Annotated in this window: 18 protein-coding genes; 7 read left to right on the forward strand and 11 right to left on the reverse strand. The window is 69.0% G+C overall.

Annotated elements, in window-relative coordinates:
• Positions 1-155: 155 nt before the first annotated feature.
• Genes purL through purS form a run of 3 tightly spaced genes read right to left on the reverse strand, consistent with a single transcriptional unit; the run spans position 156 to position 3,374 of the window.
• Positions 156-2,411 (reverse strand): phosphoribosylformylglycinamidine synthase subunit PurL, encoded by a 2,256-nt coding sequence (purL, locus tag ACESMR_RS13660; protein WP_373047648.1) that lies wholly within the window; start codon positions 2,409-2,411, stop codon positions 156-158.
• Positions 2,408-3,097 (reverse strand): phosphoribosylformylglycinamidine synthase subunit PurQ, encoded by a 690-nt coding sequence (gene purQ, locus ACESMR_RS13665; protein WP_373047649.1) that lies wholly within the window; start codon positions 3,095-3,097, stop codon positions 2,408-2,410. Before purQ ends, purL begins: the two co-directional genes overlap by 4 nt.
• 31 nt (positions 3,098-3,128) lie before the next feature.
• Positions 3,129-3,374, reverse strand: coding sequence for a phosphoribosylformylglycinamidine synthase subunit PurS (gene purS, locus ACESMR_RS13670; RefSeq protein ID WP_373047650.1), 246 nt, complete (start codon positions 3,372-3,374; stop codon positions 3,129-3,131).
• Positions 3,375-3,518: 144 nt separating this feature from the next.
• On the opposite strand from purS, the gene ACESMR_RS13675 reads away from it, so the two are divergent.
• The 4 genes from ACESMR_RS13675 to ACESMR_RS13690 all read left to right on the forward strand — a co-directional run bounded on the left by ACESMR_RS13675 (position 3,519) and on the right by ACESMR_RS13690 (position 5,819).
• On the forward strand, positions 3,519-4,811 hold the full coding sequence (locus tag ACESMR_RS13675; RefSeq protein WP_373047651.1) for a hemolysin family protein: 1,293 nt from the start codon (positions 3,519-3,521) through the stop codon (positions 4,809-4,811).
• 38 nt (positions 4,812-4,849) lie between these two features.
• The gene (locus tag ACESMR_RS13680; protein WP_373047652.1) at positions 4,850-5,086 is read left to right on the forward strand and encodes a type II toxin-antitoxin system Phd/YefM family antitoxin; all 237 of its coding nucleotides are present in this window, start codon (positions 4,850-4,852) and stop codon (positions 5,084-5,086) included.
• Positions 5,083-5,466 carry a type II toxin-antitoxin system VapC family toxin gene (locus ACESMR_RS13685; RefSeq protein ID WP_373047653.1) on the forward strand — a complete coding sequence of 128 codons (384 nt, stop codon included), beginning with the start codon at positions 5,083-5,085 and terminating at the stop codon, positions 5,464-5,466. The genes ACESMR_RS13680 and ACESMR_RS13685 overlap by 4 nt, the downstream gene beginning before the upstream one ends.
• A gap of 125 nt (positions 5,467-5,591) precedes the next feature.
• On the forward strand, positions 5,592-5,819 hold the full coding sequence (locus ACESMR_RS13690; RefSeq protein ID WP_373047654.1) for a hypothetical protein: 228 nt from the start codon (positions 5,592-5,594) through the stop codon (positions 5,817-5,819).
• A gap of 12 nt (positions 5,820-5,831) precedes the next feature.
• Here ACESMR_RS13690 and ACESMR_RS13695 read toward each other — a convergent pair whose 3' ends face one another.
• Positions 5,832-6,443, reverse strand: a complete 612-nt coding sequence (locus ACESMR_RS13695) for a TetR/AcrR family transcriptional regulator (protein WP_373047655.1) — start codon at positions 6,441-6,443, stop codon at positions 5,832-5,834.
• A 92-nt stretch (positions 6,444-6,535) separates the two neighbouring features.
• Between ACESMR_RS13695 and ACESMR_RS13700 the strand changes: the two genes are divergently transcribed.
• Positions 6,536-7,543, forward strand: coding sequence for an NAD(P)-dependent oxidoreductase (locus ACESMR_RS13700; protein ID WP_373047656.1), 1,008 nt, complete (start codon positions 6,536-6,538; stop codon positions 7,541-7,543).
• Positions 7,543-8,535, forward strand: a complete 993-nt coding sequence (locus ACESMR_RS13705) for an NAD(P)-dependent oxidoreductase (RefSeq protein WP_373047657.1) — start codon at positions 7,543-7,545, stop codon at positions 8,533-8,535. The genes ACESMR_RS13700 and ACESMR_RS13705 overlap by 1 nt, the downstream gene beginning before the upstream one ends.
• Before the next feature lie 62 nt (positions 8,536-8,597).
• Here ACESMR_RS13705 and ACESMR_RS13710 read toward each other — a convergent pair whose 3' ends face one another.
• The 3 genes from ACESMR_RS13710 to ACESMR_RS13720 all read right to left on the reverse strand — a co-directional run bounded on the left by ACESMR_RS13710 (position 8,598) and on the right by ACESMR_RS13720 (position 11,309).
• A complete protein-coding gene (locus ACESMR_RS13710; RefSeq protein ID WP_373047658.1) occupies positions 8,598-8,735 on the reverse strand; it encodes a hypothetical protein in 138 nt (45 codons plus the stop codon).
• A gap of 228 nt (positions 8,736-8,963) precedes the next feature.
• On the reverse strand, positions 8,964-10,400 hold the full coding sequence (gene tnpC, locus ACESMR_RS13715) for an IS66 family transposase (protein WP_373047659.1): 1,437 nt from the start codon (positions 10,398-10,400) through the stop codon (positions 8,964-8,966).
• Between the two features lie 174 nt (positions 10,401-10,574).
• Positions 10,575-11,309 (reverse strand): hypothetical protein, encoded by a 735-nt coding sequence (locus ACESMR_RS13720; protein ID WP_373047660.1) that lies wholly within the window; start codon positions 11,307-11,309, stop codon positions 10,575-10,577.
• A 335-nt stretch (positions 11,310-11,644) separates the two neighbouring features.
• Between ACESMR_RS13720 and ACESMR_RS13725 the strand changes: the two genes are divergently transcribed.
• Positions 11,645-11,788 carry a hypothetical protein gene (locus tag ACESMR_RS13725; RefSeq protein ID WP_373047661.1) on the forward strand — a complete coding sequence of 48 codons (144 nt, stop codon included), beginning with the start codon at positions 11,645-11,647 and terminating at the stop codon, positions 11,786-11,788.
• Between the two features lie 251 nt (positions 11,789-12,039).
• Here the strand turns inward: ACESMR_RS13725 and ACESMR_RS13730 are convergent, their stop codons facing one another.
• The 4 genes from ACESMR_RS13730 to ACESMR_RS13745 form a co-directional block, all read right to left on the reverse strand.
• Positions 12,040-12,504, reverse strand: coding sequence for a hypothetical protein (locus ACESMR_RS13730; RefSeq protein ID WP_373047662.1), 465 nt, complete (start codon positions 12,502-12,504; stop codon positions 12,040-12,042).
• 44 nt (positions 12,505-12,548) lie between these two features.
• Entirely contained in the window at positions 12,549-13,961 is a 1,413-nt protein-coding gene (gene glgA / locus ACESMR_RS13735) for a glycogen synthase GlgA (RefSeq protein ID WP_373047663.1), read from the reverse strand.
• A gap of 9 nt (positions 13,962-13,970) precedes the next feature.
• Complete coding sequence (gene galT / locus ACESMR_RS13740; RefSeq protein ID WP_373047664.1) at positions 13,971-14,969, reverse strand: galactose-1-phosphate uridylyltransferase; 999 nt, start codon at positions 14,967-14,969, stop codon at positions 13,971-13,973.
• Between the two features lie 139 nt (positions 14,970-15,108).
• Positions 15,109-15,999, reverse strand: a complete 891-nt coding sequence (locus ACESMR_RS13745; RefSeq protein WP_373047665.1) for a diguanylate cyclase — start codon at positions 15,997-15,999, stop codon at positions 15,109-15,111.
• Between the last annotated feature and the right edge of the window lies 1 nt (position 16,000).

Below are 16,000 nucleotides of genomic sequence, written 5' to 3' on the forward strand. Positions count from 1 at the left end.
CAGCCTCGCGACCGACGCCTTGCGGTTCATGTGGGTCGCTGCGACCAGCTTCCCAGAGGACTTGCACCCCCTAGCCAAGGCCCATGCTGGGCACACAAATGAAAAAGGCCCGGGTTTGCCCCGGGCCTCTCTCGTCGCGCGTCCTGTGCCGCCGGTCAGACCGGCGCGGCGGTGGAGGCGATCTCGGGCGGGTAGTGCTCGTCGGCCATGCCGAGCATCTTCGGCAGGCTGGACCGGTGGGCCCAGGCGAGGCGATCGACCGAGGCCGTGAGGGCCCCCTCGATCACCAGCGACTCGCCGCCGACCGTTCCGAGCACGGTGAACGGCGCGCCGGCCTCCTTGGCGATCCGCTCCACCTCGGCGCGCTTCGCCGGCTCGTAGGAGATCACCACGCGGCTCGGATCCTCGGCGAAGAGGAGCAGGTCGGCGCGGGCGCTGCCCGGCACCTTCACCTTCGCGCCGAAGGCCTTGCCGCCGATGCAGCACTCCGCCAGCGCGACGGCGATGCCGCCCTCGGCGCAGTCGTGGGCCGAGGCGACGAGCTCGGCCCGGACCAGCTTGCGCACCGCCGCCTGCACGGCCTTCTCACGGGCCATGTCGAGGCGCGGGGGCAGGCCTGCGGTCTTGTCGAAGATCGCCTTCAAGTACTCGGAGCCGCCGGCCTCGCCGGTGTTCTGGCCGAGGAGCGCGATCTCGTGCCCTTCGGCCTTCCACCACGGCGTGGAGACCTTGTTCACGTTGGGCACGAGGCCCACCACCGCGCACGAGGGCGTCGGCAGCACGGCGCGGCCCTCGGTCTCGTTGTAGAGCGAGACGTTGCCGGAGACGACGGGCACGTCGAGCTCGCGGCAGGCGTCGGCGATGCCGCGCACCGCCTCGGCGAACTGCCACATGATCTCGGGGCGCTCGGGGTTGCCGAAGTTGAGGCAGTCGGTGAGGCCCACCGGCTCGCCGCCGACGACGCTCACGTTGCGGCAGGCCTCTGCCACGGTGAGGCGGCCGCCCTCGTAGGGATCGAGGTAGACCATCCGCGAGGGGCAGTCGACCGACAGCGCCACGCCCTTGTCGCCCTTGGAGTCGACGCGGACCACGGCGGCGTCGCCGCCGGGGCGAACCACCGTGCCGGCGCGGACCATGTGGTCGTACTGCCGGTAGATCCACTCCTTCGAGGCGATGGTCGGCCGCGCCATCATCTTCTCGAGCACGTCGTCCAGGGTCTTCGGCTGCGGGAGCGTCTCCGGCTGGAAGTCCTGGAGGATGTCGAGCTCCATCGGCCGCTTGCGGGGGCGGTCGTAGACCGGCGCGCCCTCGGTGAGCGGGTCGATGGGCAGGTCGCCGGCGAGCTCGCCGTGCCAGAAGAGCTTGAGGTGGCCGGAGTCGGTCACGCTGCCCACCACGGCTGCGTCGAGGTCCCACTTCTCGAAGATGCGCAGGACGTCCTGCTCGCGGCCTTCCTTCGCCACGATGAGCATGCGCTCCTGCGACTCGGAGAGCATGATCTCGTAGGGCGTCATCCCCGTCTCGCGCATCGGCACGCGGTCGAGGTGCATGTCGAGGCCGTTGCCGGCCCGGCCCGCCATCTCCACCGACGACGAGGTGAGGCCGGCGGCGCCCATGTCCTGGATGCCGACGATGGCGTCGGTCTTCATCAGCTCGAGGCAGGCCTCGAGGAGGAGCTTCTCCACGAAGGGATCGCCCACCTGCACCGTGGGGCGCTTCTCCTCGGTCTTCTCGTCGAACTCCGCCGACGCCATGGTGGCGCCGTGGATGCCGTCGCGGCCGGTCTTGGCGCCGACGTAGATCACCGGATTGCCGACGCCCGAGGCGTTGCCGCGGAAGATCTTGTCGGAGTCGAGGACGCCGAGGGTGAAGGCGTTGACGAGGCAGTTGCCGTTGTAGCTCTCGTCGAACATCACCTCGCCGCCGACGGTGGGCACGCCGATGGCGTTGCCGTAGCCGGCGATGCCGGCGGTCACGCCTTCGACCAGGTAGGCGGTCTTCTGGTGCGAGGGATCGCCGAAGCGCAAGGAGTTGAGCGAGGCGATGGGCCGCGCGCCCATGGTGAAGACGTCGCGGAGGATGCCGCCCACGCCGGTGGCCGCGCCCTGGTAGGGCTCGATGTAGCTCGGGTGGTTGTGGCTCTCCATCTTGAAGGCCACCGCCTGCCCGTCGCCGATGTCCACCACGCCGGCGTTCTCGCCGGGGCCCTGGAGCACGCGGGGGCCGCTGGTGGGGAAGCCCTTCAAGTGCTTGCGCGACGACTTGTAGGAGCAGTGCTCGCTCCACATCACCGAGAAGATGCCGAGCTCGAGGAGGTTGGGCGTGCGGCCCATGTGCTCCTTGATCCGCTCGTACTCGTCGGCTTTCAGCCCGTGGGTCGCCACGATGTCGGGCGTGATCTCGCTGCTCATCGTGCTGCTCCCATCAGAGACTCGAAGATCTTCTTGCCGTCCTCGCCACCGAGCACGCCTTCGCAGAGCCGCTCGGGGTGGGGCATCATCCCGAGCACGTTCTTCTGCTCGTTGACGATGCCGGCGATGTTGTTGCGGGCGCCGTTCGGATTGGCGTTGGCGGTGACGCGGCCGTCCGCCTCCACGTAGCGGAAGACGACCTGGCCGTTCCCCTCAAGGCTCTCGAGCCCCTCGTCGTCGAGGAAGTAGTTGCCTTCCGCGTGGGCGATGGGGATCCGCAGCAGGCTGCCCTTCTCGATCGTGCGGGTGAAGGGCGTCTCGCTGGTCTCGGTGCGCAGCCACACGTCCTTGCACACGAATTTGAGCGAGTCGTTGCGGCGCATCGCGCCGGGCAGCAGCCCCGCCTCGAGCAGGATCTGGAAGCCGTTGCAGATGCCGAGGACCTTGCCGCCCTTCTTCGCGAAGGCCACCACCTCCTCCATCACCGGAGAGAAGCGGGCGATCGCGCCGGAGCGCAAATAGTCGCCGTACGAGAAGCCGCCGGGGAGGACCACGCAATCGAGGCCCGAGAGGTCCCGGTCCTTGTGCCAGATGAAGCGCGCGTCCGCGCCCATCACGTGTTTCACCGCGTGGTAGGCGTCGTGATCGCAATTCGATCCGGGGAAGACGACGATGCCGAAGCGCACAGGGCTCTCCTTTGCTCGGAGCGAGCAGTCGTCAGGAACCGACGATCTCGATGCGGAAATCCTCGATCACCGTGTTGGCCAGCAGCCGCTGGCACATCTCGGTGAGGCGCTCCTTCGCGCGGGCGGGATCGGTCTCGTCGATTTCCACCTCGACGTACTTCCCGAGGCGCACGTCCTGCACCTCCTCGTAACCCATGGTCGCAAGGGAGCGGGCGACGGCCTTACCCTGGGGATCGAGGACCCCTCGCTTCAACGTGACGTAGACGCGGGCGTGCATCCGAGTGCCTCCTCGTTCGCCCCCGCGGGAGGGGGGCGGAGTCGGCGCGGCCTATAGCACGGGGCGGGCGCCATGCGAAGGCCGTTCGGGGTCCCGCCGGGGCGGGTGGGCGGACCGGGCTGCCTCGGCTATGCTTTCGGGATAGTGAGCCTCGACGCCCTGCTCCTCGTCGTTGCCGGCGCTGCCGTCATCGCCCGTGCCCTCTTCGTCGCCGCCGATGCAGCGCTCGGCGGTGTATCACCCGAGCGCGCCGCCGAGCTGCGGGAGCGGAACGATTCCTTCGAAAATCGGGCGCTTCTGGCGCTGAAGCGGGACCTCGAGGGGACTGGCTTCACCACCCGCGGCGGCGCCATCGCGGCGCTCGCCCTCGCCGCGGCGCTGGCAGGCGCGGCCTCCCTGCGGCTCCTCGGCCCTGCGTTCGACCAGCTCCCCCTGGGGGAGCTCGCCGCTGCGGCGGTGGGCGGCGCCGCCTCCACCCTGGCGATCCTGGTGGTCGATCTGGTGCCCCGCTCCCTCGCGGTGGCCCGGCCCGAGCCCTGGGCGGGCCGGGTGGCCCTGCCCGTCTGGCTCGCCTCGCGGATCGTGGCGCCGCTGGGCAAGGCGATCCTCGGGGCGGTGGGGCGGATGCTCGCGCCGCTCGGCGTGAAGGCGACCTTCCGCTCGGCACCGCCGGCCCTCGAGGATCTCGAGCGCTACCTCATCGACGCCAGGGAGGACGAGGACGCGCCGGATTCGGAGCTGGTCCACTCGCTCTTCGAGTTCTCCACCCGGATCGCGCGCGAGGTGATGGTGCCGCGCACCGAGGTGGCGGCGGTGCCGATCGACATCACGCCGGCCTGCCTGGTGCAGCTCCTCGCCGAGAAGGGCCACTCGCGGCTGCCGGTCTACCAGGGGGACATCGATCACATCGTCGGCGTGCTCCATACGCGGGAGATCGTGCCGCTGCTCGCGCACCCGGAGCTGATCAAGCTGCCCGACGTGATCCGGCCCGCGACGTTCGTCCCCTGGGCCACGCGGGTGGTGCGGCTGCTGCGGGTGATGCAGCAGCAGCGGATCCACATGGCGATGGTCACCGACGAGCACGGCGGCTTCATGGGCGTGGTCACCCTCGAAGACATCCTCGAGGAGATCGTCGGCGACATCCACGACGAGTTCGACGAGGGCGAGACGGGGGAAATCGAGACACTCGCCGATGGCAGCTGGCGGGTGGACACCGGCATCGCCATCCCCGATTTCAACGACGCCCTCGGCGCGGCGCTCCCCGACGACGAGGACTTCGACACGCTGGCGGGCTTCCTCAACCACCTCGCCGGCGAGATCCCGGAGCGCGGCGCCACCCTCCACGCCCACGACCTCGTCTTCACCGTCGAGGACCGCACCCCCCGCCGGGTCCTCTCCGTCCGCGTCACCATCGCCCGCACGCGGCAGGTCGGTTGAGGTGACCGTGGCGGCGACAGTGCCGTGACCATAGACTGATGACCATGGGCACGACCAAGAAGACGATCCCGGCTGGGAGGTTCAAGGCCGAGTGCCTCGCGCTCATCGACGACGTCGCGCGCACCGGCCAGCCGGTCGTGATCACGAAGCGGGGCAAGCCGGTGGCACAGGTGGTGCCGCTGGAGGGAGAGGAGCCTCCTGGGCTCCAGGGGAGCGTTCTCTACGAGGGCGATCTTCTCTCCCCCATCGACGAGGACTGGGACGCGAACAGGTGATCGTCCTCGATACCCATGCCTGGATCTGGCTGGCCAGCGATCCGTCCAGGCTCTCAGCCAAGGCTCGACGTGCGGTCGCGCAGACACCTTTGGGCGTCGCAGCGATCAGCCTCTGGGAAGTTTCGATGTTGGTCACGCACGGTCGCATCCGCTTCGATCGGCCCGTCCGACAATGGCTCGACCAGGCCCTCGCCCTACCCGGCATCGAGTTGGTTCCGCTCGATCCAGAAGTGGCCTCGCACGCGGGAGAACTCGGCGACACCCTCCATGGTGACCCAGCCGATCGTCTCATCGTCGCAACCACGCTGGTGCGGGGCGCGAAGCTCGTCACGAAGGATCTTCGAATCCGCGGCAGCGGCATCGTCCAGACGATCTGGTAGCCCCCTGCTGCCCCTGCGGGTAGCAGCCTTGCCGCATGGGCCCTTCCTGCGCACCGTACAGAGATGCGCCATGCCGGCGCCGCGACCACCGCATCCGGGGCGCTGGCAGGGGGAACGGAGGAGCCATGCGCTGTGTCACCTGGGAAGAGTTCTTATCGGCAGGCGAATCGATCCTCGACGAGGCCCTGCGTTGCGGAACGCCGATCTACGTCCGCCGCCACGGAGAGATCGTCCTCGAGATCATGCCGACGGAGCAGGCCGAAGAGGCCGAGGAGGGAGGCGTCACCCCATCGGATCGCGCCTCGATCGCCGACCGCTGGTGCGCCGCCCAGCTGAGCAGCGACAACATCTAAAGGCCAGCACGGTCAGCTGTCCGCCAGACCGCCGCGGATGAGCGCAGCCAGCGCATCCGCTGCCTGGGCTTCGCTGCAATCGCCGCGGATCAGCGCTGCCGAGAGTGCCTCGCCTGCCCCGACCAGACCGATGCAACGCTGGTACAGCACGTCGTGAGCCAGCTTGCTGTGCGGTTCAAGCGCCGAGACGAAGAGCTGGACATAACCGTCCACGAGCTCCTGGTGCACGGCGCCCATCTCCTCGCTGCCTGAGAGCGCAGCCCCTACCGCATGCCACTCGCCGCTGTTGTCGGCATAGCAGTGCATGTAGGCGGCCGCGAGCGCATCGGCGGTCTCCTCGAACCCGCGTGGGTTGGCCCGCAACGCCTCCCGCAGCGCATTCGCGTGCTCCACGTCGATGGTCTTGTAGAGCTCGATGAGCAGGCCCGAGCGCGTGCCGAAATGCTCGTAGGCGATGGGCTTCGATACACCGGCGCGTGCGGCAAGGTGGCCCAGCGTCAGCCGGTCCGCCCCCTCCTCGCGCACGATCGCAAGCGCGGTGGCGAGCAGCTGCCGCCGCCGTTCGGCCTTCGAAAGCCGGCGCGAACCCGGTCCCTGGGTCGCAGTCTTCGATGAATCGGCCATGCGCGGCATTTCCCGTTGCGAACCTACGCCCAGAAACCTGCCACTGGTAACCTACTGAAGGTAGGCCACCTCGTTTCAGGAGCAAGCTCGCAATGATAAACGATCCGATTCTTCTCCTAGGCGGCTCCGGCATCGTCGGCCGCCGGACGGCGCAGTTTCTCCGCGCCGCCAACCCCACTGCGCCGGTGCTGATTGGCGGCCGCGATCTGGCCCGGGCGAGCGATGTAGCCGCTGGGATCGGGCATGCCGAAGGCGTGGCGCTCGATCTCGCTGCCGACGACCTCGGCCTCGGCGGCCGCCCGGTAGGCGCGGTGGCCATCTTCCTGAAGGACGACACGCTGGCCGCGCTGCGTTTTGCGCAGGCGCGCAAGGTGCCGCACATCAGCATCTCGTCCGGCACCTTCGAAATCGCCCCGGAGGTATCGGCGTATATCCACAATCCCACCGCGGCTCCGGTCGTCCTCGGCTCCGAGTGGCTCGCAGGCGCGGCGACGCTCCCCGCGCTCGAGTTCGTCAAGGCATTCGGCCGCGTGGACGACATCACGATCGGCGTGCTCCTCGATGAGCAGGACATCGGCGGCCCGGCGGCAGCGATCGACCTGCACCGGCTGACCGAAGTCGCGCCCACCGCGCTGCCCCGGCGCGACGGCGCCTTCTTCTGGCGCGTGGGTGACGAAGCCAGGGCAACCTACCGTGCCGTCGACGGCACGGAGATGGAAGCGTTCGCCTACTCGCCCTTCGACATCGCCGCCCTGTCGGCGGCGACCGGGGCACCCAATGTCCAGGTGAACATCGCGGTCGGAGTCAGTTCGACACGACGCCGCGGCGAACCGATGTCGACCGAGATCATCCTCGATCTGGCGGGCGAGGATCACGCTGGGCAGCCGCTCCGCACCCGCCATGCGATCGTCCATCCCGAAGGCCAGGCGCCGCTGACTGCGCTAGGCGTCACGATGATGCTGGAGCGGCTCGTGGGGCTCGACGGTAAGCCACCCAGCCCCGCCGGACTCTATCTCCCCGAACATCTGGTCGACCCGGCCGAATATCTGCGCCGCCTGGAGCAGATCGGCGGAACGGTTTCGAAAGCGGAGGTGCAGTGATGCGTCTCGATCCCGTACTGCTCATCGGCGGCACCGGCGCGTTGGGACGCAAGATCGCCGAACGGCTGCGCGCCCGGAACCCGGACCTCCCGATCACCATCGCAGCGCGCAACCAGGAACGGGCCCAGGCGCTGGCGGGCCAGCTGGGCCACGCCGATGCCACGGCGATCGACCTGGCCCGGGCCGATCTCGGACTTAGGGATCGGCGGTTCAGCATCGTCGTGCCGGCGTTCAAGGACCACGGCCACGTCAGCTACCGCTTCGCCCAGGACAGCGGCATTCCCTATCTGGCGCTGTCGGAGGTGGCATTCGAGATCGGTCCGCTCGTAGCGATGCACGCGCACCGTCCCCACACGCCCCTGCTGCTGGTCGGCCACGTCCATGGCAGCCTGCCCGCGATGATTGCGCTCGCGCTCTCGCGTTCTTTCGCTAGCGTCGACGCAATCCGGCTCGGTGCGATCTTCGATCCCGCCGACCCCCTGCCGCCCGGCGCGGAGGTCGACATGGCGCGGATCACGAAGGCGGGCCCCCCGCCGCTGGCGCTGGTCGACCGGAGGTGGCGTTGGCTGTCGCCCGAAGAGATGCAGTCGATCCGCCGCGAGGGAACCGAATCGGTTCCGGCCGAAGCGGCGGGGCTCACCGACACGCTCGGGCTCTGGGCACCCACCGGCGCACGGTCGGTCCGGCTCGACATGGGCGTGGGCGCGACCGCACCGGGCACGGACGGTAACCCCGGCCACGAGGTGGTCATCGAGATCGCTGGCACCGATACGGAAGACCGTACCGTCACCAGGCGCTGGAAGCTGACCGATCCGGACGGCAACGTCGCCTTTGGCGCCAAGGGGCTGCTGCTGGCCGTCGAACGCTTGCTCGGACTCGACGGGAGGCCGCCGGCGTCGGCCGGCCTCTACCTGCCCGAGACGCTGTTGGACGCCGACCACGTCGCCAGCCAGCTCCCGTCCTTCGGCATCACGCTGACCCAGGTCGCGTAGGCCGTACCGACCGCGGTCCGTTCTCCTGCGGACCCGGTCCTCGATCGGGCCGCTCGGTGATCTCAGCCACCGGGCCGGAGCCTGCCGTCGAGATCGAAGGGCACGCGCACCGATGCCGTCCTGCCGGGCACGCGGACGACCACGCTGCCCCGCACCTGCACCGGCAGCGCGCCGCCGCGCTCGAGCCGGCGCACCGCCAAGTCTGATTCGAGCAGACCCCGCTGGTCCGAGTTCCGCGGGGAACGCTCCGGATTGGCTCGACCATGCAATAGCCTTGGCAGTGATCGGTATCCCAGCACGGATGCCATAGTCCTCCGTCGGCAGCATGCAACGTCGGTAGATGTCACTCGCCGGGACCGGCAGACCGCCAAGGTTCCAGCACCCCTCTGCCGTCGGCGGTTCTTCGATCGTAACCGTTCACCGGTTTGCTAGGCCGCCGGCACTCTTGGCTCAGGTAGCAGCGAGGGCCGCGGTTTACCGCGGGCGGCTGCGTCCACCGACTGCGCGAGGAAGTCGAGCGCAGGGCGCTTCTGCTTTCGCAGCGTCGTAGTCACGGTGAGGATGCGCTCGGCATAGCGGCTGCCGTTCTCGCTGTCCGTCCCAAAGCAGCGCTTCCGCCAAAGCACCGCGCGACGCAGGTCACGCTCCGCCGCGTTGTTCGTCGGGTCGATCCCCTCCGTTTTCACGAAGGTCCAAAGCGCCGACTCGACCTTGAGGATCTCGGCGCACATGCCGGACACGCGGCCATCAGGGCACACCTCTCCGTCGCGGAGAAGGTCGCCGATGCGGCGCTCCACTTTCCTCATCCGCCGCTGGAATCGCTCGCGCGGCAGCGTGCCGTCACGGACCCGAGCCCACCACCTGAACATCTTCGACAGCTGCACGAGGAGCGCCTCGCCAATCTGCTTGCCGGGGCCACCGCGGTCGACCATCCCCTGGAAATCTCGCTTCACGTGAGCCCCGCCGATCGGGCGCTGAGAGAGCAGCAGCCACGAGTATGCCGCCCAGCGATCGCTGATCACGACGCCGGCAAACCCCTCGTTGAGGATCTCCAGGGCGACCTTCTTGCCGCGACTGCGCGCGATGGTGAAGACGCTCACCAGCGCGGTGGCAGCTACCCACAGCCAGGCCCGCCGCTTGTCCTCACGCCAGCCGGTCTCGTCCAGGTGCGCACTGGGCGCGCAGCGCACGAAGTCTCGCGCCTCTGCAACCGCGCCGGCCGCGGCCTCGCTCACGACCTGCTCGGTGTTGCTGATCGAGCCGCCAGCGAAATCGATTCCGAGCACGTCGGACACGAACTCGCGCGCCGAGCGCTTGGAAACGCCGAGCTTGCCAGTCAGCAGCGCGACGACGGCGACGAGGCGCGAGCCGAACGAGCCGCCCGGCAGGTTCGCCGGTTCGCCCGGGCGCGAGACGATGCCGCAGTCCGGGCAGCACAGCGCGTGGTAGCGAACCTCGGTGACGTCCGGCTCGATCTTCGGCAGGTCCACGATCTGGCGGCGACGCGGATTCGGATCGGTGCCCTCGAGCGGGCGCCGGCAACGATCGCAGTTGGAGGGCTTGAGGTCCACGAAGCGGTTCACCTTCTCGGGAGGCAACAGCTCGCGCTTGTGGTGCTTGTGGCCGCGCTGGCCACCGCGTGCTCTGCCGGTCGGATCCTTCTGCGGACGCGGAACGGACGGCGGATCGGACGACGGTGGTTTCGAGGAGTTGGTCGAATCGAGCTTCAGCTGGGCACGCAGCTCGGCGTTCTCCGCCTCGAGCTTCTCGATCTTCACCAGGGCAGCGGTCAGCAGCGTCTCGAGCTGCGTGATGCGGCCCTCGAGTTCGGCGATGCGCTGGTCTCTGGGATCGGCGTGCGACACACCGAGGTTGGATCAGACGGAGATCCTCTAGTCGGTCCCCGATCCACCCGCCTCCATGTGGAAACCCGTGAACGGTTACGCCCATTCTTGCTGCTCCGCGAAGAGGGCCCGCCCGGCCAATGCCGAACGAGCCCTCTCCCGCGCCGTGGCGACGCCGGTGCGGCGCCGGAGGCCCTACTCGATGCGAAATGTCTGCACCGCGTCGGCGGTGAAGGAGGCGTCGCGGATCATGACGGTCTCCGCGCCGACGGCGCCGTCGACGCACTTGATGCCGGTCGCCTGGTCCTTGAAGAAGAGCTCCATCTGCACGGTGGTGCCGTCGGCGGAGATCGAGCCGCGGCCCTCCTGGGCGAAGCCGTTGAAGGTGGCGGTCACGTCGAAGCAGCCGCCGTCTTCCTGCACGTTTTCGATCAGGATGTTGGTCGAGGTGTAGGTGAGCTCGTTCGATACGGTCGCGTGATCGCACTCACCGGTCTCGCCGATGTCGGCCGCGCCGTTGAGGGTGCCGAGCTTCGAGGTCACGGCCCACTGGCCCGCCTGCACGAGGATGCTCATCTCGGCGTAGCACTGGGTGGCGCCGCCGAGGTTGGTGTCCTCGTCGTAGCCGTTCGGGTGCGACGGGATGTCCTCGCCCGTCATCAGCATGACCTTGCCTTCGAGGTAGGCGTTGATCTTGGTGGCGGTCGAGAAGTCGTTGACGGGGCCGCCGCCACCTGCGCCGCCGGCGCCACCCATGCCGCCGTCGCCACCTGCGCCGCCGGTACCACCGGCGCCGCCCGTGCCGCCGCTGCCGCCCACGGCGCCGGTTCCGCCGGCGCCACCGTTGTTTTCGCCGCTGTCGGTGCCCTCGCCGCACGCGGTGACGGCGGTGGCTGCTGCGAGGACCGAGACGAGAAGAATGCGCTTCATTTGATGGATTCCTCTGAAGAGAGCACTGCCGATGCAAGACGGCCGGGAACCCCCGACCAACGAAAATCGAGACGGCGGGTTACGCCCTTCCAGCGGGCGCGACGGGTGCAGCCTCGCGCCGGGCGTGAACCCTGCGGCCGAACGTAGAGACACCGAGCACGACGAAGCGACGATCCCCTCGGTGGCGGAGACGGCGGGTTCATGGTCTCGCCCCGCCCCCAGACGACGATGACGTAGTGGACGAAGGACCACCAGCGCGACCAGCACACCGCCGTTGGCGGCGAGCCCCAGGTGCAGGAGCGCGCTCACGCCGTGTGCGTAGACGAACCCCCGGGTTGATCACGAAGGTGGCGGTGCTCGCCACCGACGCAGCCAGGGTGATGCCGACGGTGATCGGGCCGAGATCACCGTTGGCGAGGGCGAAGGTCTGCGTCTTGCGCATTCCGCGCCAGACGAGCCACGCGGTTGAGGCGGCGTAGCGTCCGAAGATCAGCCAGGCGAGCTGCAGCTTGTCCATTGGCCAGCATCCTCACTGCAAGGCCGTTGACCCGTCAATCGAACCACACCCCGACGGGGTTAGACACCACCCCGTGCAGGGAGAGCCGGCGCGGCGGAGAGTCGAGCTGGCCGAGATGGAGGAGCGGTCGCCTTCCTTTGCAGCGACGAGACCAGGAAACCCACTGGCTGTGCCCTCGCAATGGACGCCAGCTGGCCCCTGGACTGACCAAAGCTACGGTGCAAGCTCCACCGGCCGGAGCCTGCCGTCGAGATCGAAGGGCACACGCACCGATGCCGTCCTGCCGGGCACGCGTACGAGCACGTTGCCCCGCACCTGCACCGGCAGCGCGCCGCCCCGCTCGAGCCGGCGCACCACCGCCGTCGGGAGTTGATCCCAGCCGAAGGTCAGCGGCAGCTGCAACGCAGCGGTGCCGCCTGCCGGAACGAGCACGCCGGTGGCCCCGCCCACGGCGGCGCTGCCCACCGCCACCGTCTCCTCCTCGAGGCGCACGTCGTATTCGAGCGCGTGGGCGGAGACCGGCTCCTCGGAGCGGCTCCGCAGAACGAGGGAGAGATCGAGGATCGCCTGCCCCGCGTCGAGCCGGTAGGCGGCGTGGTCGAGCGCTTCGGCGCGGAGGGGCGCGCTCTCGGCGCAGGAGAAGAGCAGCGGCAGGACGAGGAGGGCACGGCGCAACACGGGCCGCACCCTACCCCACTCCCTGCGTTTTGCGACGGCCTCGCTCAAGCGCGCTCGTAGATCGCTTCGCAGCGGGCCGCCGCGGCGTCCCAGCTGAAGTCCTGCGCCATCCCCGCCTGCTGGATCTCGCGCCAGCGCGCCGGGTGCTCGAAGGCCCGCAGGGCCCGGTCGACCGCATCGATCAGCGCGCCGGCGTTCGGATCCTGGAAGCGGAAGCCGGTGCCGAATCCCCCGGGCACGGTGGCGTCGACCACGGTGTCGACGAGGCCGCCGGTGGTCCGCACGATGGGCACGGTCCCGTATTTGAGCGAGTACATCTGGTTGAGGCCGCAGGGCTCGTAGAGCGAGGGCATCAGGAAGGCGTCGGCGCCCGCCTCGATCCGGTGGGCGAGGCCGTTGTCGTAGCCGACGTAGAGGCCGATCCGCTTGCCGTGGTAGCGCTTCGCCCCCTCGAGCCTGTCGACGTAGTGCTGCTCGCCGCTGCCGAGGATCGCGAGGTTGACGTTGCGCTCCATCAGCGCCGGGATCGCATCGACGATCATGTCGATCCCCTTCTGCCAGGCGAGGCGGGTGACCACCCCGAGGAGCATCGAGCCCGGGCGATCCTCGATGCCGAGTTCCTCGCAGAGCGCGCGCCTGCAGACGGCCTTGCCGGCGAGATCGTCGGGGCCGTAGCGCGAAGGCAGGTTGCGATCGGTGGCGGGGTTCCACTGGCCGTAGTCGACGCCGTTGAGGATGCCGACCAGCCGGTTCGAGCGCGACCGGATGAAGCCGTCGAGGCCGAAGCCGTGCTCGGGTGTCTGGATCTCCTGGGCGTAGGTCGGCGAGACGGTGGTGATCCAGTCGGCGAAGGCGACGCCGGCCTTGAGGTAGTTGACCCGGTCGTATTGCTCCATGCCCCAGGGCGTGAAGGCATCCCAGCCCAGGCCCAGCTCGTCGATCACCTTCTTGTCGAAGACGCCCTGGTAGCCAAGGTTGTGGATGGTGAAGACGCTCTTGGTGAAGCCGGGGCGCAGCCCCCGCTGCCGGGAGAGCTCGAGGGCGGCGACGCCGGTCTGCCAATCGTTCAGGTGGAGGATGTCCACCGGACCGAAGCCCAGGGCGTCCGCGGTGGGCAGGATGCGCCGGGAGAAGAAGGCGAAGCGGTGGGCGTTGTCGTCGTACTCCTTGCCGCCCTCGTCGTAGATCCCCGGCCTGTCGAAGAAGTGGCCGTGCTCGAGGAACACCACCCGCACGCCGCTCTCGAGCACGCGCTCGTGCACCGGCATGTCGAAGACGCGGGTCGAAGTGGGCCAGATGCCGTGCTTCTTCCGGTCGATCTGCCCGTAGAGCGGCGTCACGACCAGCACCTCGTGGCCGCGCCTGGCGAGCGCGTCGGGGAGCGCTCCAGCCACGTCGCCGAGGCCACCGGTCTTGGAGAAGGGCGCCACCTCGGACGCGGCGAAGACGATCTTCAAGCGTTCCTCCTACAGCTCGAGCTTGCGCAGAAACGAGGCCGCCTCTTCCGGCGGCGTGGGATTGATGAAGAAGCCGGAGCCCCACTCGAAGCCGCCGATGCGCGTGAGCGAGGGGGCGATCTCCAGCCGCCAGTGGTAGCTGGGCGAGCTCTCGAAATGGAGCGGGCTCGTCTGCAGCATCAGGTTGTACGAGGGATGCTCGAGGGCCTTGTCGATCTTGCGGAGGACGAGCCGGAGCGCCTCGGCGAGAGAGGCGAGCTCCTCGCGCTTGATCGTCTCGAAATGCGAGCGGTGGACCTTGGGCAGGATCCAGGTCTGGAAGGGCGTGCGCGACGCATACGGGCAGAGCGCGACGAAGCGGTCGTTCTCGAAGACGATGCGGCTACCGTCCTTGCGGTCCTGCCGAATGACGTCGCAGAAGACGCAGCGCTCGCGGAAGGCGTGGTAGCGGGCAGCGCCCTCGATCTCCGCCCGCGGCTCCCGCGGCACGATCGGCAGCGCGATGAGCTGGCTGTGCTCGTGCTCGAGCGTCGCGCCGGCAGCGGGCCCGTGGTTCTTGAAGACGAGGATGTACTCGAAGCGCCGGTCGCGCTTGAGGTCGACGATCCGCTCGCGGTAGGCCCAGAAGACCTCCTCGATCTCCCGCACCGAGAGCTGCGCCAGCGTCGCCTCGTGGCGCGGCGTCTCGATGATCACCTCGTGGGCGCCGATGCCGTTCATCCTGTCGTAGAGCCCCTCGCCCTCGCGGTCGAGGCTTCCCTCCACGTGCAGCGCGGGAAATTTGTTGGGGACGACGCGCACCGACCAGCCCGGCTCGTCGCGGCCGGTGCCGTGGCTCCGCCAGGAGAGGATCTCGCGGGGCGTCGCCGCCTCGTTGCCGGGGCAGAAGGGGCAATAGCCGCCGCTCTGCACGGTGGTGATGGTGTGGAAGTCGCTGGGGCGCACGCCCCGCTCACTCGCCACGATCACCCAGCGCCCGGTGATCGGGTCCTTGCGCAGCTCCGACAAGCTGTCACTCCTTGTGATGCACCGCTGCGGGCGCCCTGCGTCGCTTCGCCGTGTGGACAGGCGGGCGAACGTAGCCCCCCGGATCCGCACCTGCAAGGCGCAGATCCGCTCGGGTGTTCACCGGGAGGTAGGCTGCGCGCTACCCGACCACGCAGTTGCGGCCGGCGCGCTTGGCGGCGAGGAGGTTCATGTCGGCAGCCTTGATGAAGGCGACCGGGTCGACGATCTCCGAGTTCATGTCGGCGACGCCGACCGAGACCGTGATCGGGATCCGGCGGGTCTCGAAGAGGAAGCGGTGGTCCGCCACCAGGGCGCGAAGCTTCTCGGCGAAGATCCGCACCTTCTGCGGCCCGCTCTCGGGAAGCACCACCGCGAACTCCTCGCCGCCGTAGCGGGCGACGAGCTCCTCCTTGCGGATCATCCGGTTCTTCACCAGCAAGGCGAGCTCGCGGAGCACGTAGTCGCCGGTGAGGTGGCCCAGCTCGTCGTTGACCTGCTTGAAGTTGTCCACGTCGAACATGAGCAGCGAGAGCGGTCTGCCGTAGCGGGAGCAGCGCGCCATCTCCCGGTCGAGGAATTCGAGGAAGTAGCGCTTGGTGTGGACCTGGGTGAGGCCGTCCACGACGATCGTCCGGTAGATCTCCTCGTGGTAGAGCGCCTCGACGTTGCCGGCCTGCAGGAATTTGAGGATGCAGCCGCCCACCTTGATCAGATCGCCGGAGCGGAGCTGCCGCTCCTCGGGGCGGCGGACCTCCTGCTCGTTGACCCAGGTCCCGTTGGTGGAGGCGAGATCCTGGATGGTCACGCCGGCGTCGCGGCAGCGCACCACGCAATGGCGGCGCGAGACGTTCTCGAGCTCGACCACCAGGTTGCAGGAAGGATCGCGGCCAAGCACGGTCTCCGCCGCGAGCAGCGGGATCCGCCGCCCCAGCCCCGGCCCGTAGATGATCACCAGGCAGCTCTCGCCCTCGCCTTCCGGCAGCGTGAGCCCCGGTCCCACCCTGGTGACCTGCGTTTTCAGCGACGCCATT

The organism is Vulgatibacter sp. (assembly GCF_041687135.1).
Classification (GTDB): domain Bacteria; phylum Myxococcota; class Myxococcia; order Myxococcales; family Vulgatibacteraceae; genus JAWLCN01.